Source organism: Nocardia sp. NPDC050406 (assembly GCF_044459025.1).
Lineage (GTDB): Bacteria > Actinomycetota > Actinomycetes > Mycobacteriales > Mycobacteriaceae > Nocardia.
Window position 1 is genome coordinate 1,147,728 of the sequence record NZ_JBITIM010000001.1, and the last position, 23,167, is coordinate 1,170,894.

The following is a 23,167-nucleotide window of genomic DNA, read 5'->3' on the forward strand; positions in this document are numbered from 1 at the left end:
TAGGGGTAGCGTGGCCACCGCTCAACCGGAACGGCGACACGAAACAGACACGTCATACGCCCTACGTACGTACGTCGTACTGTGGACGATCGGGGGCCGCGAGTCCGAGGAGCGATGGCATGGCCGAAGAATCCGGACCCCGCACGGCGGTCCTGGACGTGAGCGGGCTGCGCTGGGCCAGTCAGCAGCACCGGGTGAGCGCGGTGCTCGGGCGGCGGCCCGGCGTGCTGGCGGTGACGCCCAATCCGGTGGGGCAGACAGCGACGGTGGAGTACGACCCCGCGCGCACCTCGGTCGCCGAATTGCGCGAGTGGGTGCGCGACTGCGGATTCCATTGCGACGGGCGGTCGGTGCCGAGGCATCTGTGCGATCCGATGGCCGAACCGGTGGCCGAGCACGAACCGGCCGACCACGCGGCCATGGGGCATGCCGGGCACGCGGGAATGTCCATGGACGCCATGGCCGCCGATATGCGCAATCGGTTCCTGGTGGCCTTGGTCTTCTCCCTGCTGGTGATGCTCTATTCGCCGATGGCGACCGAGATGTTCGGACTGCATCTGCCGACGCCGTTCGGACTGCGCCAGGACGTGTGGGCGCTGCTGCTGAGCCTGCCGGTGATCTTCTACTCGTCGAGCATCTTCTTCACCGGCGCGGTCCACGCGCTGCGGGCCCGCACCCTCGACATGATGGTGCTGGTCGCGGTCGGCATCGGCGCGGGATGGCTGTACTCCCTTGCCATTACGCTCACCGGCGGCGGTGAGGTCTTCTACGAGGCGTCCACCATGTTGGCCACCTTCGTACTGCTCGGGCACTGGTTCGAGATGCGGGCGCGCGGCGGGGCCAATGACGCCATTCGCACGCTGATGGATCTCGCGCCGCCGCACGCGGTGGTGCTCCGCGACGGCCGAGAGGTCGAAATCCCCACGGCCGAGGTGCGTGTCGACGACATCCTGTTGGTGCGGCCGGGTGCCAAGATCGCCGTGGACGGCGTGGTCGAGGACGGTGCGAGCGAGGTCGACGAGTCCATGGTCACCGGTGAGAGCCTGCCGGTGCACAAGGAGCCGGGTTCGGCCGTGGTGGGCGCGACCATCAATGCCAATGGGACACTGCGGGTTCGGGCCACCAAGGTCGGTTCCGACACGGCGTTGGCGCAGATCGTGGATCTCGTGCAGCAGGCCCAGAATTCCAAGGCCCCCGGGCAGCGACTGGCGGATCGGGCGGCGTTCTGGCTGGTGCTGGTGGCCTTGATCGGCGGCGGGCTGACGCTACTGGTGTGGCTACTGCTGGGTGCCTCGTTCGCCAAGGCCATGCTCTTCGCCATCACGGTCGTGGTGATCACCTGCCCGGACGCGCTGGGGTTGGCGACACCGACCGCCATCATGGTGGGCACCGGGCTGGGCGCGAAACGCGGTGTGCTGTTCAAGAACGCGATGGCCCTGGAGTCCGCCGCCGGGATTCAGGTGGTGGTCATGGACAAGACCGGCACATTGACCATGGGCAAGCCGGAGGTCACCGAAATCCGGGCGGGCGCGGGCGCTTCCACGGACGAGGTGCTGCCGCTGTTGGCGGCGGTGGAGCGCGAATCCGAACATCCCCTGGCCGCCGCGATCGTCCGATACGCCGAAGGCCAAGGGGCACTGGCGGTTTCCGCCGAGAAGTTCGAGAACGTCCCGGGGCACGGCGCGATCGCCACCGTCGACGGACATCGCGTAGTTGTCGGCAATCGGCGACTGCTCGAACGCGAGGGCATCGACCTGGGCGAACTCGCCGAGGCGCGCGAGCGCATTGCCGAAGGCGGGCAGACGGCGGTGCTCGCGGCGGTCGACGGCAAGCCCGCCGCCGTGGTGGGCATCGCCGACGCCCCGCGACCCACCTCCGCCGACGCCGTGCGCGAATTGCACGCTCTCGGAGTGGAAGTCGTCATGCTCACCGGCGACAATCGCGCCACCGCCGAGCGCATCGCCGCCGCGCTCGGCATCGACACCGTCATCGCCGACGTGCTGCCCGGCGACAAGGCCGACCGGATCGCGGCCCTGCAGCGCGATGGCCGCAAGGTCGCCATGGTCGGTGACGGCGTCAACGACGCGCCCGCGCTGGCGCGCGCCGACCTCGGCATCGCCATCGGCGCGGGCACCGATGTCGCCATCGACACCGCCGAAGTGGTGCTCATGCGCTCCGATCCCCTGGATGTGCCCACCGCGCTGCGCATCGGGCGCGGCACCGTGCGCAAGATGCGTCAGAATCTGGCGTGGGCGGTCGGCTACAACACCATCGCGCTGCCCATCGCGGCCGGGGTGTTCGAGCCGTGGGGCTTCACGCTGCGGCCCGAGATCGCGGCCATGTCCATGTCGGGGTCGAGCATCATCGTGGCATTGAACGCGGTGGCGCTGAAGCGACTTCGACTGCCCGAGCCCGTCAGTCGCGCGCGGTCGCGGTGAACGGCGGCATGGTCCGCCAGTGCTCCAAGGACGGTTTCAGCGCCTCCTCGAGCATGGGCAGGCTCGGCACCAGCGCGAGGCACGCGACCACGCGGGACATGCCGACGGCGCTGACGAACCGCAGCACGCGCTCGTCCAGTGGGCGCAAGCCGTGTCGCCGCGCCGCGGCGTCGTACGCGGCCTCGCAGTCGGGCCCGAAGAACGCCACATCCCATTCGGCCGGACCGAGGGTGACGAGCTCGAAATCGGAGTACACCGGGCCGGTGACCGTCGTGATGATATTTGCGGCGGGCGCGTCCCCGTGGATCGGCTGCACGTCGATGCCGGGGAATTCCGCTTCGAAAGCCGTGCGCGACCGGACAAGTGGCGCCACGACCTCCCACTCCCGCCGGGCGCGGTCGAGGTCGGCCGGATCCAACAGATCGGGCCGTGTTCCGAGGAAGGCGAAGGCGTCCTCGACCATCACCGGTTCGGCCGCCGACAGGAACGGCAGCTCGCCGGGGTAGTCGCGCAGTGCCGCATGCAGGTCGGCGACCAGGCCGCAGTTGCGCGCGTAATCGGGCTCCGCGTCGTGGTCCTGGTCGACGAACTCCCAGAACGTCATCGAGAATCCGTTGCGCCGCACCGGCTCTCGCGGCACCAGCGGACTCGGCGCGATCACCGGATGCCCCTGGTCCGCCAGCCAGCCCACCACCGCGAGCTCCATGCGCTGCCGCGCGGCCTGCGCGTCCACATCGAGATAGGGCGGCACCACCACCGGCACCCGCACCACGACAGGCGACGGCGCGAGATGCACGACCACCGAGAACACGTCGTGCAGGACCGCCGCGTCCGTCACCGTGAGCCCCAGCTCGCGTCCCGCTCCGACCGCCGCGTCGAGCGCGCGGGAGGTTCGTTCGGCGATCTGTTCGGGCGTCATGGCTGCGGACATGTCGGCGATCCTGCCACAGCCCACCCGGCTACCCCCGCAGGGCTATTCGGCGACCCGGTGCCCCGCGTCCCGCAAGGCCGCCGACGCGTCCGGCAATCGATGCGCGGGAACCAACACCAGATCGGCGTGATACGTGGACGCCACGAATACCGGAACCCCCGCGTCCGCCAACGGCCCCACCAACGCGGCGAGCATCCCCGGCGTATCGAGACCGTGCGCCCCGTCGCCGTAGAACCCCTTCCACACCTCGCCCTCCGCCCACGACGGCGCTTCCCGAACAGCGGTGAGACCCTCCGGGGCGCGCACCAAAGCGATCCACTCGTCGTCCTCCGGGAACGTGGAGTTCGGCAAATGCTCGACCACGAACTGCGAGGGCACGACCCTCAAACGCTGGCTGCCGGTCATGGCGACATCGTAGGCCGCATTCTGTCATCGGATGTTTCACCAGGTCACGCCCGGTGTTCACGAGGGGCCACCATGGAGCTGATTACTGTGGTTTATGGCCATATCGCGTCGGCAGTTGTTGCGATTCGGGGCAGCTGGGTCCGCGGCGGTGCTCGTGGGGAGCTCCGCGGTGAGCAGTGCGCGGTTCCGGGCGCCTCGCTGGGTGGGCAGTGATCCGTTCACCTTGGGGGTGGCGTCGGGAGAGCCGCTGCCCGACGGGGTGGTGTTGTGGACGCGGTTGGCCCCGGATCCCCTGGCCCCCGATGGGCTCGGCGGCATGCCGTTGGCTCCGGTGACCGTGGAGTACGAGGTCGCGCACGACGAGGCGTTTCGGCAGGTGGTGGCGCGCGGCTCGGCGGTCGCGACGCGCGAACTCGCGCACAGTGTGCACCCGGAGGTGCGGGGGTTGGCACCGGATCGCTGGTACTTCTACCGGTTTCGGGCCGGGGCGGCGATCTCACCGGTCGGGCGCACGCGCACGGCTCCGGCCCTCGGGCAGTCGGTCGCGCGCATGCGGTTCGCGTACGCGTCGTGCCAGTCGTGGAGTTCGGGGTACTTCACCGCCTACGACCATATGAGTCGCGAGGATCTCGATCTGGTCGTGCACCTGGGTGACTACATCTACGAGCGGACCTGGATACACGGGCGCGACGGGATGGCTCCCAATGCCGATTTCTCCACCGAGGCCGTGGACCTGTCCGATTACCGGCAGCGGTACGCGCAGGTGAAAGCCGAAGCGCCACTGCGCGCGGCGCATGCGGCCTTCCCGTGGCTGACCACCATGGACGATCACGAGATCGACAACAACTGGGCCGGTGACGCCCCAGGGCTCGGCTTCGACGTCCATCGGATTCCGGCGCTGTTCCGGCGACGCAAGGCCGCCGCGTTCCAGGCCATGTACGAGCATCAGCCGCTGCGGATCGCGCAGATGCCGTCGGGCCCGAACATGTTGCTGCACCGCCGCTACCGGTTCGGCGACCTGGCCGAGATCACCATGCTCGACACCCGCTCCTACCGCAGCAAACAGGCGTGCGGCGACGGCAGCCCGGTGGCGGACTGCGACGACCGCTACTCCGCTGATCGCACCATATTGGGTGAGCGGCAACGTAATTGGCTCATCGACGGGCTGGCCTCCTCCCCCGCGCGCTGGCAGGTGCTCGGCAATCAGGTCTCCATGGCGCGCACCGACTCCGACCCGGGACCCGAGACAGTCATGGGCACCGACTCCTGGGACGGTTACCTCGCCGACCGCGGCGCCGTGCTGGGCGCCGCCGCAGAACGCGGCGGGCGCAATCTGGTGGTCATCACCGGCGACCGGCACGAGCACTGCGCCTCCGACCTGCGCCGCGACCACGGCGACCTCGAATCACCGGTGGTGGCGGGGGAATTCATCGGCACCTCCATCAGCAGCGGTGGCAATGGCACCGACCTCAGTCCGAGCGGACGCCGACTCCTCGACGCCAACCCGGATCTGAAATTCACCAATTCGCAGCGCGGGTACGTCCGGGTCGAATTGAATCATGGGTTGTGGCGTACAGACTTTCGGGTCGTGCCCTACATTCGGCGACCCGGCGCGCCCATTCACACCCGGGCGACCTTCGTGGTGCGTGACGGGGTGCCCGGCGTCGTGGAGGACGGGCGACGCGAAGCACCGACGGCACCCGACACCACCGCCTTGGCGGGCCCGGAACAGCCCGGCAATCCATGACCTGTCAGGGATGGGCGCGCAGGGCCGCCGTCAGCCACGCGAACACCCCGGTCACATCGGGCGCTTCGGGCCAATCGTTGATGGTCGACACCAGCTGCCAATAGCGCTGTACCCGTTGGTCGTTCGACACTTCCAGCCGTTCCAGAATCCATCGGCGCAGCCGCTCGTCGTCGGCCTTGCCGAAGGTCTCGGCATAGCGCGCGGTGAGCACGCCGACGATCAGCCGCGCCGCCAGTGAATCCGGTGCGACACCGGCGGATTCGGCTTCCCGCACGGTCGCCACGACGGTCTCGGTCAGCTCCTGGTGCAGGCCGGTGGTGTCCCCGGCGGCGCGCTCCTGCGCCTGATATTCGGCCATGCGCCGCACCGCCGCGCGAAAGTCGCTGTCCTGCACCAGTTCCGCCAGCTCCATCCACGCCTCGACCTGCTCCGGACGCGGGTCGTCGGGCAGCTCCGGCATGGTGGAGCGCAGCAGCTCGACCATGGCCGGATTGCCGTCCACCGCGCCGAAGGTGTCGTCGACGAAATCGTGAATCAGCCGCTGCCGCTCGGCCTCCGACAGTTTGACCAGTCCGTGCATGAGTCTCATCTCCTCGTGGTTGGAGCCCCGCTTGGCCACCGCGCGCAGCACGGCGCGCCGCAGCCGCAGCACACGAATCTGCACGTCGAGCGCGTCGGCGTGGGCGGCGGCGACCTCGGCCACCGTGGTGTCGCGGGCCAGCACCTGTTTGACCGTGGCCAGATCGACCCCCAGATCGCGCAGAGTGCGCACCATTTCCAGCCGCGCCACCGCGTGCGTGTCGTAGAGCCGGTAGCCGCCGGGGCTGTGCGTGGTCGGCGGGACGATCCCCTTGTCGGCGTAGAACCGAATGGTCTTGACCGTCAGCCCGGTCCGTTCGGCCAGCGCTCCGATCGTGAAGAGCGTCTCGTCGTCCATGAACTCCACCTTGCTGTCTCCCCTTGGTGGAGACTCAAGCCGTATCGGTCAGGACAGCGGGCCGGTCACCGATTCCGCGGCGGCGACCAGTTCGCCGGAGGCGCACAGCCGTACCGCGGCGTCGATCTCCGGGGCGAGATGGCGGTCGGTACCCGGCCCGGGCACTTGCTCGCGCAGCGCGGCGATGACCGCGGCGGTGGCGGGTGACGGGGTCAGCGGTGCGCGCAGGTCGATTCCGCGTGCGGCGGTGAGGATTTCGATGGCCAGCACCCGGGTGAGGCCGTCGATGGACCGGCGCAGTTTGCGCGCCGCCGACCAGCCCATGGAGACGTGATCCTCCTGCATGGCCGAGGAGGGAATGGAGTCGGTGCTCGCCGGATTCGCCAGCCGCTTGAGCTCGGAGACGATCGCCGCCTGGGTGTATTGGGCGATCATGTGGCCGCTGTCCACGCCCGGGTCGTCGGCGAGGAACGCGTTGAGGCCGTGATTGCGGGCGACATCGAGGAAGCGGTCGGTGCGGCGCTCGCTGATGCTCGCGACATCGGCGACCACGATGGCGAGGAAGTCCAGCACGTACGCGATGGGCGCACCGTGGAAATTGCCGTTCGACTCGACGCGGCCGTCGAGGGTGACGACGGGATTGTCGATGGCACTGGCCAATTCGCGCGTCGCCACGGTGCGGGCGTGCGCGACGGTATCGCGCGCCGCACCCGCGACCTGCGGTGCGCAGCGCAGCGAATACGCGTCCTGCACCCGAGCACAGTCCGGCCCGCGATGACTGGCGACAATGGCGGAGTCGGCGAGCACCCGCGTCATATTCGCGGCGGCCACCGCCTGCCCCGGATGCGGGCGCAGTGCCTGCAGATCCGCCGCGAACACTCGGTCGGTGCCGAGCAACCCCTCCACACTCATGGCCGCCGCGATATCGGCCAACCGCAACAGGCGATCGAGATCGTCGAGGGCGAGCACCAACTGGCCCAACATGCCGTCGGTGCCATTGATCAGCGCCAGCCCCTCCTTCTCGGCCAGCACGACCGGCTCCAGCCCGGCCCGCGCCAATCCCTCGGCGGCATCCAGCAATTCACCGTCGGCCGTGCGCACTTGCCCCTCGCCCATGACCGCCAGCGCCACGTGCGCCAGCGGCGCGAGATCACCGGAACAGCCGAGGCTGCCGTATTCGTAGACGATCGGCGTCAACCCGGCCGAGAGCATGCTCGCGTAGGCCGCCGCGACCTCGGGCCGCACCCCGGTGCGCCCGGTCGCCACGGTGGACAGCCGCAGCAACATCATCGCCCGCACGACCTCCGCCTCGACCTCCGCCCCCGACCCGGCGGCATGCGATCGAATCAGGCTGCGCTGCAACTGGGTGCGCAGCTCCTGCGGAATATGGCGGCTCGCCAGCGCCCCGAACCCGGTCGAGACCCCGTACACCGGCTTCGGATCGTCGGCGAGCTCCTGAATCCGTGTGCGGCTGTGCGCGATCGCCGCAAACGCCTCCTCCGACAGCACCACGCCCGCGCCCTGTCGAGCGACCCGCACCACCTCGTCGACGGCGACCGGACCGAGGCCCACCGTGACCACCTCACCCGCCGTTGACCGAACGGCGGTACCGACCGAATCCGACCGTGCTCCCCTGCCTGCCATCAGCTACCTTCCCGCATGTCGTTCCGGTGTCTCGGCACGAGCTTCGCACGGATGATCACCTCGCGTCCGAGCAATCGCGACGGCGCGTCGAGCCGGTCGCGGGCCGCGCCACTCCGACACGCCGACCTGAGAATCCCCTGAATCTGCGGCAAAAGCGGCACTCTCGACCGGGACCCCCACGTTGATCGTGGTAGAAGGGCCACACGGCCATCAAAGGAGTTCGTCATGAGCCTCATCGGAACCCTGATCGGGTACGCCCTGTCGGTGTTTCTTCTGTTCCTGATCGCCCGCCTGATCGTGGACTGGATCATCACGCTGTCGTCCAGCCCCGCCGACTGGGTGTACAAGGCCCGCGATGTCACGCACAAACTGACCGAGCCGGTGATCGCTCCGGTCCGCCGCGTGCTGCCCCCGATCCGGGCGGGCAATATCGGCATCGACCTGGCCTTCACGATCGTGTTCATCGCGGCGCTGGTGCTGCAGTCGATCGCCTTCAGCCTCTAGCTCGACCGCGAAAAGGGCCGGACATCATCGCGATGTCCGGCCCTTTTCGGTGAAAACCGTTGCGGTGCAACCGTTACGGCAGCGGACCGCCCGCGGCGATGGCGGAGAGGGTGGCGAATTCGTCACCCTTGAGCGAGGCGCCGCCGACCAGCGCGCCGTCGATATCGGTCTGACCGACCAACTCGCCGACGTTCTTGGCGTTGACCGAGCCGCCGTAGAGGACGCGCACACCCGCGGCGACCTCCGGGTCGGCGAGTTCGGCCAGTTCGCCGCGGATGGCGCCGCAGACTTCCTGGGCGTCCGCCGCGCTGGCGACCTTGCCGGTACCGATGGCCCAGACCGGCTCGTAGGCGATGACGACCTTGGCGATGTCCTCGGCCGACAGGCCCTTCAGCGAGCCGCGCAGCTGTTCGAGGTTGTACTCGACATGGGTGCGGGCCTCACGAATACCGAGCCCCTCGCCGATGCAGACGATCGGGGTGATGCCGTGCTCCAGGGCCTTCTTGGCCTTGGCGGCCACCGTCGCATCGTCCTCGAGGTGGTACTGGCGACGCTCGGAGTGCCCGACCACCACGTAGGTGCAGCCCAGCTTGGCCAGCATGGGAGCGCTGATCTCGCCGGTGTAGGCACCCGAATCGTGGGTGGAGACGTCCTGCGCACCGTAGGTGATGAGCAGTTTGTCGCCCTCCACCAGGGTCTGCACGCTGCGCAGGTCGGTGAACGGCGGAATCACCGTCACATCGACCTTGGCGAAGTACTTCTCCGGCAGCGCGAAGGCGATCTTCTGCACCAGGGCGATGGCCTCGAGGTGATTGAGGTTCATCTTCCAGTTGCCCGCGATGAGCGGTTTACGCGCCATGAATCAGTCCTCCAGGACGGAGAGGCCCGGAAGTTCCTTGCCCTCCAGGTATTCCAACGACGCGCCGCCGCCGGTGGAGATGTGCGAGAAGCCGTCGTCGGGCAGGCCCAGGGTGCGCACGGCCGCGGCCGAATCGCCGCCGCCGACCACGGTGAACGCGCCCTTGCCGGTGGCCGTGGCAATGGCCTCGGCAACCCCGCGCGTACCGTCGGCGAACTTCTCGAACTCGAATACGCCCATGGGGCCGTTCCAGAACACGGTCTTGGCCTCGGTGAGCAGCGCCGCGAAGCGGCTCACCGACTCCGGACCGATGTCCAGGCCCATCCAGCCCTCGGGAATCTCGTTGGCGGGCACCACCTTCGAATCGGCATCGGCGGCGAACTTGTCGGCCGCGACAATGTCGACGGGCAGGTGGATGACATCGCCGAAGGTCTCGAGCAGCTGCTTGCAGGTGTCGATCATCTCCTCCTGCAGCAGCGACGAGCCCACCGAAAGGCCCTGTGCCGCAAGGAAGGTGAAGCACATGCCGCCGCCGATCACCAGGGTGTCGACCTTGGGGGCGAGCGCCTCGATGACCGCGAGCTTGTCGGAGACCTTGGAGCCGCCCAGCACGACCGCGTACGGCCGCTCCGGATCCTCGGTGAGCTTCTTCAGCACCTCGGTCTCGGCGGCCACGAGCCCACCGGCGTAGTGCGGCAAGACCTTCGCGACGTCGTAGACCGACGCCTGCTTGCGGTGCACCACACCGAAACCGTCGGAGACGAACGCGCCGTCGTCGCCGACCAGCTCGACGAGCGCGGCCGCGAGCTTGGCCCGCTGCGCATCGTCCTTGCTGGTCTCGCGCGCGTCGAAGCGAATGTTCTCGCACAGCATGACGTCGCCGTCGGTGAGGCCCTCCGAGCGCGCCAGCGCGTCCTGACCCACCACGTCACCGGCGAGCTGGACATTGCGGCCCAGCTCCTCGGCCAGTCGCGCGGCGACCGGGGCGAGCGAGAGCTTCGGATCGGGCTCGCCCTTGGGGCGGCCCAGATGCGCGGTCACGACCACCTTGGCACCGGCCTCGGCCAGGGCCTTGATGGTGGGCGCGGACGCGATGATGCGGCCCGGATCGGTGATGACGCCGTCGTCGAGGGGAACGTTCAGGTCGGAGCGCACCAGCACGCCCCGACCCTCGACACCCTCGCTCAGCAGATCCTGGAGTGTCTTGATCGCCATATCGCTTACAGGGACTTGCCGACGAGACCGATGAGGTCGGCCAGACGGTTGGAGTAGCCCCACTCGTTGTCGTACCACGAGGCGACCTTGACCTGGTTGTCGATGACCTGGGTCAGCGGCGCGTCGTAGATGGAGGAGTGCGGGTCGGTCACGATGTCGGAGGAGACGATCGGATCGGTGTTGTACTTCAGGATGCCCTTCATCGGGCCCTCGGCGGCGGCCTTCATGGCGGCGTTGACCTCGTCGACGGAGGCGGCCTTGGCCAGGTCCACGGTCAGGTCGGTGAGCGACCCGGTCGGGACCGGCACGCGCAGCGCGTAGCCGTTCAGCTTGCCGAGCAGTTCGGGCAGCACCAGGCCGATGGCCTTGGCGGCGCCGGTGCCGGTGGGCACGATGTTCAGCGCGGCGGCGCGGGCGCGACGCAGGTCGCTGTGCGGACCGTCCTGCAGGTTCTGGTCCTGGGTGTAGGCGTGCACGGTGGTCATCAGACCACGCTCGATGCCGAAGGAGTCGTTGAGCACCTTGGCGATCGGGCCGAGGCAGTTGGTGGTGCACGACGCGTTGGAGATGATGTTCTGCGAACCGTCGTACTTGTCGTCGTTGACGCCCATGACGATGGTGATGTCCTCGCCCTTGGCGGGCGCGGAGATGATGACCTTCTTGGCACCGGCGGCCAGGTGGCCCTTGGCCTTGGTGGCGTCGGTGAAGATACCGGTGGACTCCACGACCACGTCGACACCCAGATCGCCCCACGGCAGCGCGGACGGGCCCTCCTTGATGGCCAGCGCCTTGATGCGCTGATCGCCGACCACGATGGTGTCGTCGCCGTCGAGGGAGACGTCCTGCGGCAGACGGCCGAGGATCGAGTCGTACTTCAGGAGGGTGGCGAGCGTCGCGTTGTCGGTGAGGTCGTTGACCGCGACAATTTCGATATCGGTGGTGCCGAGCGCCTTCTGCGCTTCGACCGCCCTGAAGAAGTTACGTCCGATGCGGCCGAAGCCGTTGATGCCTACCCGGACAGTCACGTTATCGCTCCTCAGTTGTGTCGCGGATCTTTTCCGTTGCCTTCTAACCCTAAACCCGCCGGGGACCATCACAGAAACACCCCCGCGGATGTGAGCTCCCATCCTCGCCGGGGGTGTTCCGGTGTCGCTACCGAAGGGTTCGTATCACGCGTCTTCGAGCAGCTCGGCGGTGACGGCGGATTCGGTATCGGGCACGCCGAGTTCCTTGGCGCGCCGGTCCGCCATCGACAGCAGGCGTCGAATACGCCCTGCCACAGCGTCTTTCGTCATGGGCGGATCGGCCAGTTGACCGAGCTCCTCGAGCGACGCCTGCCGGTGCAGCACGCGCAGCTTGCCCGCGGCGGCCAAATGGTCGGGCACATCGTCGGCCAGGATCTCCAGCGCGCGTTCCACCCGGGCCGCCGCCGCGACGGCCGCGCGGGCCGAGCGGCGCAGATTGGCGTCGTCGAAGTTGGCGAGCCGATTCGCGGTGGCGCGGACCTCGCGGCGCATGCGCCGTTCTTCCCAGGTGAGCCGGGTGTCCTGCGCGCCCATGCGGGTGAGCAGCGCGCCGATGGCCTCGCCGTCGCGCACCACAACGCGGTCGGTGCCGCGCACCTCGCGGGCCTTGGCGGAGATGCCCATGCGTCGGGCCGCGCCGACCAGGGCGAGCGCCGCCTCCGGTCCCGGGCAGCTCACCTCGAGGGCCGAGGAGCGACCCGGTTCGGTGAGCGACCCGTGCGCGAGAAACGCTCCGCGCCAAGCGGCTTCGGCGTCGGCGATGCTGCCGCCGACCACCTGCGCGGGCAAACCGCGCACCGGGCGACCGCGCACATCGAGCAATCCGGTCTGCCGGGCGAGCGCCTCGCCCTCCTTGGAAACGCGTACCACGTACCGGGAGGTTTTCCGGAGTCCGCCCGCGCCGAGGACGTGCACATCCGAGCCGTAGCCGTACAGCTCGAAGATCTCCCGGCGGAGCCGTCGCGCGATGGAACCCATGTCCACCTCGGCCTCGACGATCACTCGTCCGCCCACTATGTGCAGTCCACCGGCGAACCGGAGTAGTGCGGACAGCTCAGCCTTGCGTGAACTCACCTGTGACACAGAGAGTCGGCTCAGCTCGTCCTTCACTTCCGCTGTCATCGCCACGAGACGCGCTCCTTTCCGCCCAACCCGGACCGCACGTGCTGGCCCATATGCCGTCCTTCGACTCGAAGCCCTGCCAATTCCGGCCGAGGTTGCCGGATCACCTGATCCAGTGCGGCGGCAAGCTTTCCAGGGTGGTGCCGGTCCGTGCCCGCCTCGGCGACATCAGCGAAGGTTACTCGTGCTCGCAGCTGTTCGGCAGCTCTTGCCACATGTTCGCGTTCCCTACCCTCCGGTACGGATCCGGAATCGACCACAACATCGTCGACTGTGAAATCCGGTGCGTGCTGGGACAATACATGTAGGTGCCGTTCCGCGGAGAATCCGGCCGTTTCGCCCGGTTCGGCGGCGAGGTTGAGCACCAGCACTTTCCGGCCTCTCGTATGTACCAGGGCATCGTGTAGTTCCGGCACCAGCACATGCGGAATCACGCTGGTGAACCAACTTCCGGGGCCCAGCACCACGACGTCGGCGTGCTCGATGGCCGAGGTTGCTTCGGAGCAGGCGGGGGGATCGGATGGGATCAACCGCACGCGCCGTACTTTCCCCGGTGTGGTGGCGACCGCCACCTGACCGCGAATGCACCGGCTCACCCGAGGATCGGCCTCCAGCCCCGCCACATCCGCCTCGATGGTCAAGGCGATGGGCGACATGGGCAACACCCGGCCGGTGATGCGCAGGGCCTTGCCGAGTTCGTCGAGCGCCGCGATGGGATCGCCCAGCTCCTCGGTGAGCCCGGCCAACATGAGGTTGCCGACCGAGTGCCCGGCCAGTGCTCCGGTACCGCCGAAGCGATGCTGGAGGGTGCGCGCCCAGATGCCGTCGGTCTCATCGGCCAAGGCGGCCAACGCCATTCGCAGATCACCCGGGGGCAGCATGCCCAGTTCCGAACGCAGTCGGCCCGAGGAGCCGCCGTCGTCGGCGACGGTGACCACGGCGGTGATCTTGCGTGTCAGCCGCCGGACCGCCGTGAGCGTCGCGTACAGCCCGTGTCCTCCACCCAGCGCGACGATCGCCGGGTTGGTCTCGCGCCCGCTCATTCTCGCCCCAGGTCCCGGTGGACCACGCGGACCACGTCCACCGATCCGCTCTCGACGTCGTCGCCGAGTAATCCGCCCAGCGCCTCCGCTATCGCCACGCTGCGGTGCTTGCCACCGGTGCAGCCCACTGCCACGGTCATGTATCGCTTCCCCTCTTGACGGTAGCCGTCGGTGGTGAGGTCGATGAGGTGCCGACAGGTGCTCAGGTAGTCCCTCGCGCCGGTCTGCGACAACACGTACTCACTCACCTCGGCATCCTGTCCGGTCTGTTCGCGGAGTTCCGGCACCCAATGCGGATTGGGCAGGAATCGCACATCCAACACCATGTCGGCGTCGATGGGCACTCCGTACTTGAAACCGAACGACTGCACGGTCAGCTGCAGCGCGGTGGGTGCGCCGCCGCCGTAGACCTCCTCGAGTTTGCGGTGCAGCTGGTGCACCGATAGGGCGGTGGTGTCGATGACCACATCAGCGGCCGTTTTCACCGATGACAGGCGTCGGCGTTCGGCGGCGATGCCCTCGGAGAGGGTGCCGTCGGCGCTTTCACTTTGTAGTGGATGCCGCCTGCGGGCGAACCCGAAACGTCGGATCAGCACATCGTCGGAGGCTTCCAGGAACAGGATTCGGGTGCGCACGCCCGCGGCGCGCAGTTGGTCGGTGACGGCGGAGAGATCGCCGGTGAAGAACCGGCTGCGCACATCCATGACCAGGGCCCATTTGCGAATCGGCGGCTCGGTCTCGGCGCCGAGTTCGACCATGCGGCCGATGAGTTCGGGCGGCAGGTTGTCGGCGACGTACCAACCCAGATCCTCGAGGACGCGGGCGGCGGTGCCGCGACCCGCACCCGAGAGTCCGGTGACGATGACGACCTCTACCGGTGCGGTATCAGCTGCTGTGGGGGTGGCTGTGGATCGGGTACTGGCCGCATTGTTACTGGATTCGACGCGCGTCATGTCCTACCGGTTCGTGTCTGGGTGTCCTTCGATCATGCTGCACCGATGCCCGGAAATCGGGCGCGACACGCCCATAGACGGATACTGCTTCGCCGGGCGTGTCCCATACGCGAAGGGTATCCGATTCCGGCGTTCTACTCGCCGCCGCCGCTCTTCGCATCGACGCGTAGCGCGGCCAGCACCGCCTTGGCGGTCGCCACGCCGATACCCGGGACCTCGGTGATCTCGTCCACCGTAGCCTCCTTGAGCTTGGCGACCGACCCGAAGTGCGTGACCAGCGCGGTTTTCCGCGCCGAACCCAGACCGGGCACCGCGTCCAGGGCGGATTCGGTCATACGGCGCGAGCGCTTGCTGCGGTGGAAGGTGATGGCGAAGCGGTGCGCCTCGTCGCGCACGCGCTGCAGCAGATACAGCGATTCGCTGGTGCGCGGCATGATGACCGGATCGGGCTCATTGGGGACCCAGACCTCTTCGAGACGTTTGGCCAAGCCGATGACCGCCACATCGGTGATGCCCAATTCGTCGAGCACCTCGGCGGCCGCCGCGACCTGGGGTGCGCCGCCGTCGACCACGTAGAGATTGGGCGGATACGAGAAGCGGCGCGGCTTACCGGTCTTGGGGTCGATGCCGGGGAGCGCGGATTCCGTTGCCTCCCCGTCGGATTCGAGCGCCTCGGCCGCCATGGCGTCGAGGTCGCGGCGCAGCTTCTGGAAGCGCCGCCGGGTCACCTCGGCGATGCTGGCCACATCGTCGGAGCGGCCCTCGCCCGCCGCCTCCTTGATGGCGTAGTGCCGGTACTCGGATTTGCGGGGTAGGCCGTCCTCGAAGACCACCAGCGAGGCCACCACATCGGTGCCCTGGACGTGCGAGATGTCCACGCACTCGATGCGCAGCGGCGCGCTGTCGAGATCGAGGGCGTCTTGGATGCCCTGTAGCGCCGCCGAGCGGGCGGTGAGGTCGCCCGCGCGCTTGAGCTTGTGCTGTTGCAGGGCCTCCATGGCATTGCGCTGCACGGTCTCCGCGAGCGCCTTCTTGTCACCGCGCTGCGGAATGCGCAGCTGGACGGCCGAACCGCGCAGGTTCGACAGCCATTTCTGCACCTCGTCGGCGTCGTTGGGCAGGGCGGGCACCAGGACCTCGCGCGGGACCACGGCCCCGGGCTGTTCGTCTCCGGCCTGGGCGGCGACGGCGGACTGCTCACCGTAGAACTGGGTGAGGAACTGTTCGACCAGCGCGGCCAGCTCGCCGCCGGATTCGACCGCGTCGATGGCATCGCCGGACTTGTCCACCACCCAGCCGCGCTGACCGCGTACCCGGCCGTCGCGGACATGGAAGATCTGGACGGCGACCTCGAGTTCGTCGATGGCGAAGTTGATGACGTCGGCGTCGGTGCCGCTGCCCAGCACCACGGCCTGCTTCTCCAGCGCCCGGCGCAGCGCCTGGACGTCGTCGCGCAGCCGGGCGGCGGTCTCGAAGTCGAGCTCCTCGGCGGCGGCGTGCATGCGCTTCTCGGTGTCGCGGACCAGCCGATCGGTCTTGCCGGAGAGGAAGTCGCAGAAGTCCTCCACGATCTGCCGGTGCTCGGCGGCGCTCACCCGGCCGATACACGGCGCGGAGCATTTGTCGATGTAGCCGAGCAGGCAGGGACGCCCGATCTGGTTGTGCCGCTTGAAGACTCCGTTGGAGCAGGTGCGTACCGGGAAGACGCGCAGCAGCAGATCCAGGGTCTCGCGGATGGCCCAGGCGTGCGCGTAGGGGCCGAAGTAGCGCACCCCCTTCTTGCGCGCGCCTCGGTAGACGAACACGCGCGGGTACTCCTCGTCGAGGCTGACCGCCAGCACCGGATACGACTTGTCGTCGCGGTAGCGCACATTGAAGCGCGGATCGAATTCCTTGATCCAGTTGTATTCCAGCTGAAGGGCTTCCACCTCGGTGGAGACCACGGTCCACTCCACGCTGGCGGCGGTGGTGACCATCTGGCGGGTGCGCGGATGCAGCGACGCCACATCGGCGAAGTAGGAGTTGAGGCGGCTGCGCAGGCTCTTGGCCTTGCCGACGTAGATGACCCGCTTGTGCGCGTCCCGGAACTTGTACACACCGGGTTCGACGGGAATGGTGCCCGGCGCGGGCCGGTACGTCGCGGGATCTGCCACGGATCCAGGTTACTGATCGGGTCCGACAGGCTCGGCGGGCGCGTCCGCCCGATCGCGCGCCACGCCGGAATCCATCCGGGGCGGCTCCCACTCCGAAGTACCGACCGACGTCACTATTGAACGCGGACACAACGCTGTGCACGTAGCGACAACTCGAGAAGGTCCTTACCCGAGGAGAACACGCTCATGCTGATCGGTCTTCGCCTGCGCCGCCGGATGCTGTCCGTCGGCTCCGCCCTCTGCCTCTCCGGAGCCGCCCTGGTCGCGGTCGCCGCGCCCGCCTCCGCCGCCCCCGCGGGCTGCGCGGTGGAGCGGCCCGCCCCGGACACCGTCACCTTCATCTGCCCGGAGAACGGCTGGTACGTCGGCATCGTCCGCTGCCTGGGCTACCGGAATGTGGGCCGCGGCGTCCAGTCCCCGACCTTCAATGTCAGCGATTCGCCCCGCCCGCTCATCCCCATGAGCCTGACCTGCACCGGCGACAACAAGAAGGGCATCGCCCTCGACACCTGGACCGACGGGCCGTTCTGAGACGTCACCGCACGCGGGTTCGCGCGGTAGCTCTTCGGACCCGCTCGTTCGGGCCGCACCGCGTTTCCGGCCGTACCGCGTCTCGGGCCGTACCGCGTCTCGGGCCGCACCGCGTCTCGGGCCGTACCGCGTCTCGGGCCGCACCGCGTCTCGGGCCGCCCCGCGTTTCGGGCCGCACTGCGGTTTCAGGCCGTCGCGCGTTGAGGCCTGCGCGCGTTCAAGCCGCGTGCCCTCGCGCGCTTTGCTGCGATAGCGCGCTCGCGCCCGGATGCGTTCGGGCCACAGCGGTTCAACCCATGCGACGTCAGCGCAGCGACGCGGCCAACGCCGGGGCGAGGTCGCCGCGCTCACCCACCTCGATCGTGTCGAGTTCGAGCCACTCGGCCATGTCGCGCAAGGACTTCGCCAGCTCGGCCGCGACACGGCCGCTGTCGCGGCCGTGTTCGGTGAACGCGCCCGGCACCAGGAGGCGGCCGGTGGCGCGTTCGGCGCGTAGGTCGACGCGGCCGACGAGTTCGCCGTCGAGCAGGAACGGGAAGACGTAATACCCGTGCACGCGTTTGTGTTCCGGCGTGTAGATCTCGATGCGGTAGTGGAAGTCGAAGAGGCGCTCGGTGCGGGGCCGGAAGAAGATGAGCGGGTCGAACGGGCACAGCAGCGCCGCACCGGTGACGCGGCGCGGGATGCGCGCGCTGGTGTGCAGGTAGGCGGGTTTGTCCCAGCCCGCGACGGTCACCTGCTCCAGCTCACCCGAGTCCAGGAGATCCGCTATGGCGGGCTCGGTTTGGCGACGATTGAGGCGGTAGTAGTCGCGCAGGTCGGTCTCGGTGCCGATACCGTGCGCGGTCGCCGCGCGACGCACGAGTTCACGGACGGCATCGGCTTCGTCGATGCGCTGGGCCAGCACATCGGCGGGGACGACGCGTTCGGTGAGGTCGTAATAGCGTTGGAAGCCAACGCGTTTGGGCACCGACACCTCCCCCGCCGCGAACAGCGCCTCACAGACCACCTTGGTATCGCTGTAGTTCCAGCCCCAATGGTCCTTGTCGCGTGGACGATCCAGCTCGAGGTGCTTCTCCACCTCCCCGGCAGTCGAGGGCCCGAACTCGCGCAGCACGTCGAGCACTTCGTCGCCGAGCGTGGGATTGCGCTCGAGCACCTGCTTCATCCCCGACCAGCGCCCGTGCCGAAACTGCTCCATGCGCCACCGCATGAGCGACCAGTCCTCGACCGGAATCAGCGCCGCCTCGTGCGCCCAGAACTCCACCAGACGACGAGGTTTACGCGCGGTGTGCCCCCACGCGGCCTCGTCCAACATGGTCCGGTCGTAGGCCCCGATCCTGCTGAAAACCGGCGCGTAATGGGCCCGCACCACCGCCGACACCGAATCCAATTGCAGCAGCCGCGTGCGGTCGAGCACCCGCATCACCGTTCGGCGCGTGGCCGGTCCCGCGCTCCGCTCCCCCGCGAAACCCTGTGCCGCCAAGGCGATTCGCCGAGCCGCGGCGATACTCATCGGCCGCCCGGAACCACCCGAGCCCGTCCGCGTAGCGGCCGCGTCTCGCGGCGCTCTGCTTGTGCCCGCTGCCGTGGCGGGAGTTGATGACGCGTTGCCTCGCGCGCTGGCCGCGGCACGGGGACGGGTGGATCCGCTGGTCTCGGGGGTCTTCGCAGGCACAAATCCCCACCTTGCCACGACCCACCGACAATCTCGGCCACGATCGACCTGCCGACGCATCGGGACCTCGTCCGATACAGTTGTGTATCGAACTTCCTACGACCCGAGGATTGGGCATGATCGAGAACCCGGATGTGATCGTCATCGGTGCCGGACTGGCCGGTCTCGTCGCCACCCATGAGCTGGTGCGGGCGGGCCGCCGGGTGCTGGTGCTGGATCAGGAGAACCGCGCGAATCTGGGCGGTCAGGCGTTCTGGTCACTGGGCGGGCTGTTCTTCGTGGACAGCCCCGAGCAGCGACGACTGGGCGTCAAGGACTCCTTCGAGCTGGCCTGGCAGGACTGGCAGGGCTCGGCCGGATTCGACCGCGAGGACGAGGATCACTGGGCGCGACAGTGGGCGCGCGCCTATGTCGAATTCGCCGCCGGGGAGAAGCGGCAATACCTCTACGATCTCGGGCTGCGGGTGACTCCGCTCGTCGGCTGGGCCGAGCGCGGCGGCATGACCGCCGACGGCCACGGCAATTCGGTGCCGCGCTTCCACCTCACCTGGGGCACCGGCCCCGAGGTGGTGCGGGTCTTCCTCGAACCGGTCCTCGAGGCCGAGAAGCGCGGGCAGGTGGGTTTCGCCTTCCGCCATCGCGTCGACGAACTCGTGGTCGACAACGATGCCGTCACCGGCGCGCGCGGTAGCGTCCTGGAACCCAGTACCGCCGAGCGCGGTGTCGCCTCGTCCCGGGAAGTGTTGGGCGAGTTCGAACTTCACGCCAAGGCGGTGATCGTCACCTCCGGCGGCATCGGCCACAATCACGAACTCATTCGGCGCAATTGGCCCACCGAGCGCCTGGGACCCTGCCCCCAGCACATGATCTCGGGCGTCCCCGCCCATGTGGACGGGCGCATGCTCGCCATCACCGAGGCCGCGGGCGGGCGCATCGTGAACCGAGATCGCATGTGGCACTACACCGAAGGCATTCACAACTGGGATCCGATCTGGCCCGACCATGCCATCCGCATCATTCCCGGACCGTCCTCGCTGTGGTTCGACGCGAACGGAAAGCGCCTGCCCGCACCGGCTTTCCCGGGTTTCGACACCAACTCCACCATGAAGGAGATCCTGGCGACGGGCTACGACTACTCGTGGTTCGTGCTCACCCAGTCGATCATCGAGAAGGAGTTCGCGCTCTCGGGCTCGGAGCAGAACCCCGATATCACCGGCAAGGACATGAAACTCACGCTCCGCAGCCGCGTCGCCAAGGGCGCACCGGGCCCGGTGGAGGCGTTCAAGCGGCACGGCGTGGACTTCGTGGTCGCCGATACGCTCGCCGAACTCGTCCAGGGCATGAACAAGATCGCGCGCGGCCCGCAGCTGGATCTCGCCGACCTGGAGCGCCAAATCGTCGCCCGCGACCGGGATGTCGAGCACAATTTCAGCAAGGACGCGCAGCTGATGGCCATCGGCAATGCCCGCCACTACCTCGGCGACAAATTGGGCCGGGTGGCGAAACCGCACCGCATCCTCGACCCGAAGGCCGGTCCACTCATCGCCGTGCGCTTGAACATCCTCACCCGAAAGACCTTGGGCGGCTTGCAGACCAACCTGGATTCACAGGTCGTCCGCGCCGACGGCACCCCGTTCCCGGGTCTGTACGCGGCCGGTGAGGTAGCCGGATTCGGCGGTGGCGGCGTGCACGGCTACAACGCGCTGGAGGGCACCTTCCTCGGCGGCTGCATCTTCTCCGGCCGCGCCGCCGGTCGCGCGCTGGGGCGCACGCTGTCCTGAGACCTCAGTTCCCGTTGAACCAGGCGTAGACCTCGCGCCGCAACAGCAGCGCGAGGACGGTTCCCGCGGCCATGATGCCCGCCAGCACGATGAAAGGCCCCACCCCGGTGGGCATTTCGGCCGAGTACAGCGTGAACACACCCAGGAAGGTCTGCATGCTGGCCACCGCCAGCGCGCCGATCCACACCCACCGCGACCGCAGTCCGAACAGCACGGCCACCGCGCCGGTCACCCAGGCGGCGAAGAAGTGGCCGCCGCTGGCGACGGCCGAATGCACGCCGTCGGGCAGCGCCAGCAAGAAATGACAGAACGCGAATCCCGCTGTCGCCCAAGCCGCATAGCGTGCCTCGCGCACTTTCGCGGGCACCGAAGCGCGCAGCGCGTCGCCGATCTCGGGACGATCACGGAGCAAGCCCAGCACCGTAGTCACAGCTACTCCTCGTCGAGTATCCAACCGGTGCGCGCCCCCTGCGAACGCGCAACCTGACGCTAACCAAATGGTTGGATTCCAGACAATCGAGACAGCGAAGTTATGACCATGGCCACAGATCCCCTCGTCTGTGGCCTGAAACACAGTGCGGCCGTGGGGATTACTTATCCGGAATCGGCGGAATCACCGGAAACTCACCGGTATATCCCGCCCGCTCCTCGGCAATCGCGAGCACGCGTTTCTTGGCGAAGAACCACCCGATGGCAAGCGCCGGAACGATGATCGCGAGGCTCGCGACGGTCCAGGTGCCGACCGGATAGTCGAAGGCCATGAGCACCAGCACGCCCGCCAGGAAGACCAGGGTGACGACGCCGGTGTAGGGCGCGCCGAACATTCGGAAGGCCGGGCGCTTGGCGCGGCCGTCCTTCGACCAGCTCCACAATTTCAACTGGCACAACACGATGGTGGCCCAGGAGGCCAGAATTCCCAGCGATGCCACATTCAAGACGATTTCGAACGCCTTGGACGGCACCACGTAATTCAGCCAGATACCGAAGAGCGCGATGAAGCTGGTGAGCAGAATTCCGCCATAGGGCACACCGGCTTTCGACATTCGCGCGGTGAAGGTGGGCGCACTTCCGTTCATGGCCATCGACCGCAGAATGCGTCCGGTGGAGTACAGACCGGCGTTCAACGACGACAGCGCGGCGGTCAGCACCACGAAGTTCATGACCGAACCCATATGCGCCACACCGAGTTTGCCGAAGAAGGTGACGAACGGGCTCTCCCCCGCCTTGTACTCGGTGTAGGGCAGCAGCAGCGCCAGCAGAATGACCGAACCGCAGTAGAACACCGCGATGCGCAGGATCACCGAATTGATGGCGCGCGGCATGATCTTGGCCGGATTCTCGGTCTCGCCCGCGGCGATACCGACCATTTCCACGGCGGCATAGGCGAATACGACACCGGAGGTGACAGTGACCAACGGCAGCACCCCGGTGGGGAACCAGCCGCCCGCCTCGCTCACCATGCCGAAACCGGTGTCCTGGCCCGCGACGTCGAAGCGACCCGCGAAGAAGATGGTGCCCACGATGAGGAAGGTGAGCAGTGCGGCCACCTTGATCATGGCGGCCCAGAACTCCATCTCGCCGAACCACTTCACCGAGGCCAGGTTGATGCCGAGCACGATCACCAGCGCGCCCAGCGCCAGGATCCACTGCGCGATGGGTTGGAACGGCCCCCAGTAGTGCAGGTAGGTCGCGATGGCGGTGGTGTCGACGATGCCGGTCATGGACCAGTTCAGGAAGTACATCCACCCCGCGACGAAAGCCGCCTTCTCCCCGAAGAATTCGCGAGCGTAGGAGACGAACGAGCCGGAGGACGGCCGGTGCAGCACCAGTTCGCCGAGGGCGCGCAGAATGAAGAAGACGAAAATGCCGCAGACCAGGTAGACCAGGAACAGCGACGGTCCGGCGCTGTGCAGGCGACCGCCCGCGCCGAGAAACAGGCCGGTGCCGATGGCTCCGCCGATGGCGATCATCTGCAACTGCCGTGGCTTGAGACTCTTGTGGTAGCCGGAGTCCTCAGCCGTAAGGTTCAAGGCTTTTGTCCGGATCTCGGTCATACGCCGGTTAACCCTCCGCAATCGTGTAGTGAGGCGTTGTGACGATACCTTGCAGATTGCTGAGAAACACATCGCCGCTCCGACCGGGGGAATGTCTCGTTCGAACGGCGATTTGAGGGGCCTGTTCGACGGCCCGCGATCAGGTAG

At 68.0% G+C, this 23,167-nt stretch carries 19 protein-coding genes; 5 read left to right on the forward strand and 14 right to left on the reverse strand.

The window, feature by feature from the left end; genetic code table 11:
• Positions 1-119: 119 nt before the first annotated feature.
• Entirely contained in the window at positions 120-2,438 is a 2,319-nt protein-coding gene (locus ACIBH2_RS05440; RefSeq protein WP_397113742.1) for a heavy metal translocating P-type ATPase, read from the forward strand.
• Here the strand turns inward: ACIBH2_RS05440 and ACIBH2_RS05445 are convergent.
• Together ACIBH2_RS05445 and ACIBH2_RS05450 are read right to left on the reverse strand one after the other, a co-directional pair.
• Positions 2,416-3,369, reverse strand: coding sequence for an aminoglycoside phosphotransferase family protein (locus ACIBH2_RS05445; RefSeq protein WP_397113744.1), 954 nt, complete (start codon positions 3,367-3,369; stop codon positions 2,416-2,418). The genes ACIBH2_RS05440 and ACIBH2_RS05445 overlap by 23 nt on opposite strands.
• Positions 3,370-3,411: 42 nt before the next feature.
• A complete protein-coding gene (locus ACIBH2_RS05450; protein ID WP_397113746.1) occupies positions 3,412-3,774 on the reverse strand; it encodes an ACT domain-containing protein in 363 nt (120 codons plus the stop codon).
• 94 nt (positions 3,775-3,868) lie between these two features.
• Here ACIBH2_RS05450 and ACIBH2_RS05455 point away from each other — a divergent pair, with 94 nt between their 5' ends.
• On the forward strand, positions 3,869-5,521 hold the full coding sequence (locus tag ACIBH2_RS05455) for an alkaline phosphatase D family protein (RefSeq protein ID WP_397113748.1): 1,653 nt from the start codon (positions 3,869-3,871) through the stop codon (positions 5,519-5,521).
• Positions 5,522-5,525: 4 nt separating this feature from the next.
• Here ACIBH2_RS05455 and ACIBH2_RS05460 read toward each other — a convergent pair whose 3' ends face one another.
• Both ACIBH2_RS05460 and hutH read right to left on the reverse strand, forming a co-directional pair.
• Positions 5,526-6,458 (reverse strand): MerR family transcriptional regulator, encoded by a 933-nt coding sequence (locus ACIBH2_RS05460; protein ID WP_397113750.1) that lies wholly within the window; start codon positions 6,456-6,458, stop codon positions 5,526-5,528.
• Positions 6,459-6,506: 48 nt separating this feature from the next.
• Positions 6,507-8,102, reverse strand: a complete 1,596-nt coding sequence (gene hutH, locus ACIBH2_RS05465; protein WP_397113752.1) for a histidine ammonia-lyase — start codon at positions 8,100-8,102, stop codon at positions 6,507-6,509.
• Between the two features lie 225 nt (positions 8,103-8,327).
• Between hutH and ACIBH2_RS05470 the strand changes: the two genes are divergently transcribed.
• The gene (locus ACIBH2_RS05470; protein WP_397113754.1) at positions 8,328-8,606 is read left to right on the forward strand and encodes a YggT family protein; all 279 of its coding nucleotides are present in this window, start codon (positions 8,328-8,330) and stop codon (positions 8,604-8,606) included.
• A gap of 73 nt (positions 8,607-8,679) precedes the next feature.
• Here the strand turns inward: ACIBH2_RS05470 and tpiA are convergent, their stop codons facing one another.
• The 7 genes from tpiA to uvrC all read right to left on the reverse strand — a co-directional run bounded on the left by tpiA (position 8,680) and on the right by uvrC (position 16,976).
• Positions 8,680-9,465 (reverse strand): triose-phosphate isomerase, encoded by a 786-nt coding sequence (gene tpiA / locus ACIBH2_RS05475; protein WP_397113756.1) that lies wholly within the window; start codon positions 9,463-9,465, stop codon positions 8,680-8,682.
• 3 nt (positions 9,466-9,468) lie between these two features.
• Positions 9,469-10,680 (reverse strand): phosphoglycerate kinase, encoded by a 1,212-nt coding sequence (locus ACIBH2_RS05480; RefSeq protein WP_397113758.1) that lies wholly within the window; start codon positions 10,678-10,680, stop codon positions 9,469-9,471.
• Positions 10,681-10,685: 5 nt separating this feature from the next.
• A complete protein-coding gene (gene gap, locus ACIBH2_RS05485; protein WP_397113760.1) occupies positions 10,686-11,705 on the reverse strand; it encodes a type I glyceraldehyde-3-phosphate dehydrogenase in 1,020 nt (339 codons plus the stop codon).
• A gap of 144 nt (positions 11,706-11,849) precedes the next feature.
• Positions 11,850-12,833 carry a DNA-binding protein WhiA gene (gene whiA, locus ACIBH2_RS05490; RefSeq protein WP_397113762.1) on the reverse strand — a complete coding sequence of 328 codons (984 nt, stop codon included), beginning with the start codon at positions 12,831-12,833 and terminating at the stop codon, positions 11,850-11,852.
• Positions 12,824-13,870, reverse strand: a complete 1,047-nt coding sequence (yvcK, locus tag ACIBH2_RS05495) for a uridine diphosphate-N-acetylglucosamine-binding protein YvcK (protein WP_397113764.1) — start codon at positions 13,868-13,870, stop codon at positions 12,824-12,826. The genes whiA and yvcK overlap by 10 nt, the downstream gene beginning before the upstream one ends.
• On the reverse strand, positions 13,867-14,823 hold the full coding sequence (gene rapZ / locus ACIBH2_RS05500) for an RNase adapter RapZ (protein WP_397113766.1): 957 nt from the start codon (positions 14,821-14,823) through the stop codon (positions 13,867-13,869). The genes yvcK and rapZ overlap by 4 nt, the downstream gene beginning before the upstream one ends.
• A gap of 134 nt (positions 14,824-14,957) precedes the next feature.
• Positions 14,958-16,976 (reverse strand): excinuclease ABC subunit UvrC, encoded by a 2,019-nt coding sequence (uvrC, locus tag ACIBH2_RS05505; protein ID WP_397113768.1) that lies wholly within the window; start codon positions 16,974-16,976, stop codon positions 14,958-14,960.
• 186 nt (positions 16,977-17,162) lie between these two features.
• Here uvrC and ACIBH2_RS05510 point away from each other — a divergent pair, with 186 nt between their 5' ends.
• Complete coding sequence (locus tag ACIBH2_RS05510) at positions 17,163-17,507, forward strand: hypothetical protein (RefSeq protein ID WP_397113770.1); 345 nt, start codon at positions 17,163-17,165, stop codon at positions 17,505-17,507.
• A gap of 304 nt (positions 17,508-17,811) precedes the next feature.
• On the opposite strand, the gene ACIBH2_RS05515 is transcribed toward ACIBH2_RS05510, so the two are convergent.
• The gene (locus tag ACIBH2_RS05515; protein ID WP_397113772.1) at positions 17,812-19,023 is read right to left on the reverse strand and encodes a winged helix-turn-helix domain-containing protein; all 1,212 of its coding nucleotides are present in this window, start codon (positions 19,021-19,023) and stop codon (positions 17,812-17,814) included.
• A gap of 278 nt (positions 19,024-19,301) precedes the next feature.
• Here ACIBH2_RS05515 and ACIBH2_RS05520 point away from each other — a divergent pair, with 278 nt between their 5' ends.
• Positions 19,302-20,966, forward strand: a complete 1,665-nt coding sequence (locus tag ACIBH2_RS05520) for an FAD-binding dehydrogenase (protein WP_397113775.1) — start codon at positions 19,302-19,304, stop codon at positions 20,964-20,966.
• Between the two features lie 4 nt (positions 20,967-20,970).
• Here the strand turns inward: ACIBH2_RS05520 and ACIBH2_RS05525 are convergent, their stop codons facing one another.
• Complete coding sequence (locus ACIBH2_RS05525) at positions 20,971-21,396, reverse strand: hypothetical protein (RefSeq protein ID WP_397113777.1); 426 nt, start codon at positions 21,394-21,396, stop codon at positions 20,971-20,973.
• Positions 21,397-21,556: 160 nt separating this feature from the next.
• Positions 21,557-23,020, reverse strand: coding sequence for an amino acid permease (locus ACIBH2_RS05530; protein ID WP_397113780.1), 1,464 nt, complete (start codon positions 23,018-23,020; stop codon positions 21,557-21,559).
• Positions 23,021-23,167 lie beyond the last annotated feature (147 nt).

What these genes read in the sequence shown, in the direction of transcription:
- ACIBH2_RS05515 (WP_397113772.1), bottom strand. Translation starts at nt 19,023, where the DNA reads ATGAGTATCGCCGCGGCTCGGCGAATCGCCTTGGCGGCACAGGGTTTC.
- tpiA (WP_397113756.1), bottom strand. Translation starts at nt 9,465, where the DNA reads ATGGCGCGTAAACCGCTCATCGCGGGCAACTGGAAGATGAACCTCAAT.
- ACIBH2_RS05455 (WP_397113748.1), top strand. Translation starts at nt 3,869, where the DNA reads ATGGCCATATCGCGTCGGCAGTTGTTGCGATTCGGGGCAGCTGGGTCC.
- ACIBH2_RS05445 (WP_397113744.1), bottom strand. Translation starts at nt 3,369, where the DNA reads ATGTCCGCAGCCATGACGCCCGAACAGATCGCCGAACGAACCTCCCGC.
- ACIBH2_RS05450 (WP_397113746.1), bottom strand. Translation starts at nt 3,774, where the DNA reads ATGACCGGCAGCCAGCGTTTGAGGGTCGTGCCCTCGCAGTTCGTGGTC.
- ACIBH2_RS05480 (WP_397113758.1), bottom strand. Translation starts at nt 10,680, where the DNA reads ATGGCGATCAAGACACTCCAGGATCTGCTGAGCGAGGGTGTCGAGGGT.
- ACIBH2_RS05510 (WP_397113770.1), top strand. Translation starts at nt 17,163, where the DNA reads ATGCTGATCGGTCTTCGCCTGCGCCGCCGGATGCTGTCCGTCGGCTCC.
- yvcK (WP_397113764.1), bottom strand. Translation starts at nt 13,870, where the DNA reads ATGAGCGGGCGCGAGACCAACCCGGCGATCGTCGCGCTGGGTGGAGGA.
- rapZ (WP_397113766.1), bottom strand. Translation starts at nt 14,823, where the DNA reads ATGACGCGCGTCGAATCCAGTAACAATGCGGCCAGTACCCGATCCACA.
- ACIBH2_RS05440 (WP_397113742.1), top strand. Translation starts at nt 120, where the DNA reads ATGGCCGAAGAATCCGGACCCCGCACGGCGGTCCTGGACGTGAGCGGG.
- ACIBH2_RS05470 (WP_397113754.1), top strand. Translation starts at nt 8,328, where the DNA reads ATGAGCCTCATCGGAACCCTGATCGGGTACGCCCTGTCGGTGTTTCTT.
- ACIBH2_RS05460 (WP_397113750.1), bottom strand. Translation starts at nt 6,458, where the DNA reads ATGGACGACGAGACGCTCTTCACGATCGGAGCGCTGGCCGAACGGACC.
- hutH (WP_397113752.1), bottom strand. Translation starts at nt 8,102, where the DNA reads ATGGCAGGCAGGGGAGCACGGTCGGATTCGGTCGGTACCGCCGTTCGG.
- ACIBH2_RS05530 (WP_397113780.1), bottom strand. Translation starts at nt 23,020, where the DNA reads ATGACCGAGATCCGGACAAAAGCCTTGAACCTTACGGCTGAGGACTCC.
- ACIBH2_RS05520 (WP_397113775.1), top strand. Translation starts at nt 19,302, where the DNA reads ATGATCGAGAACCCGGATGTGATCGTCATCGGTGCCGGACTGGCCGGT.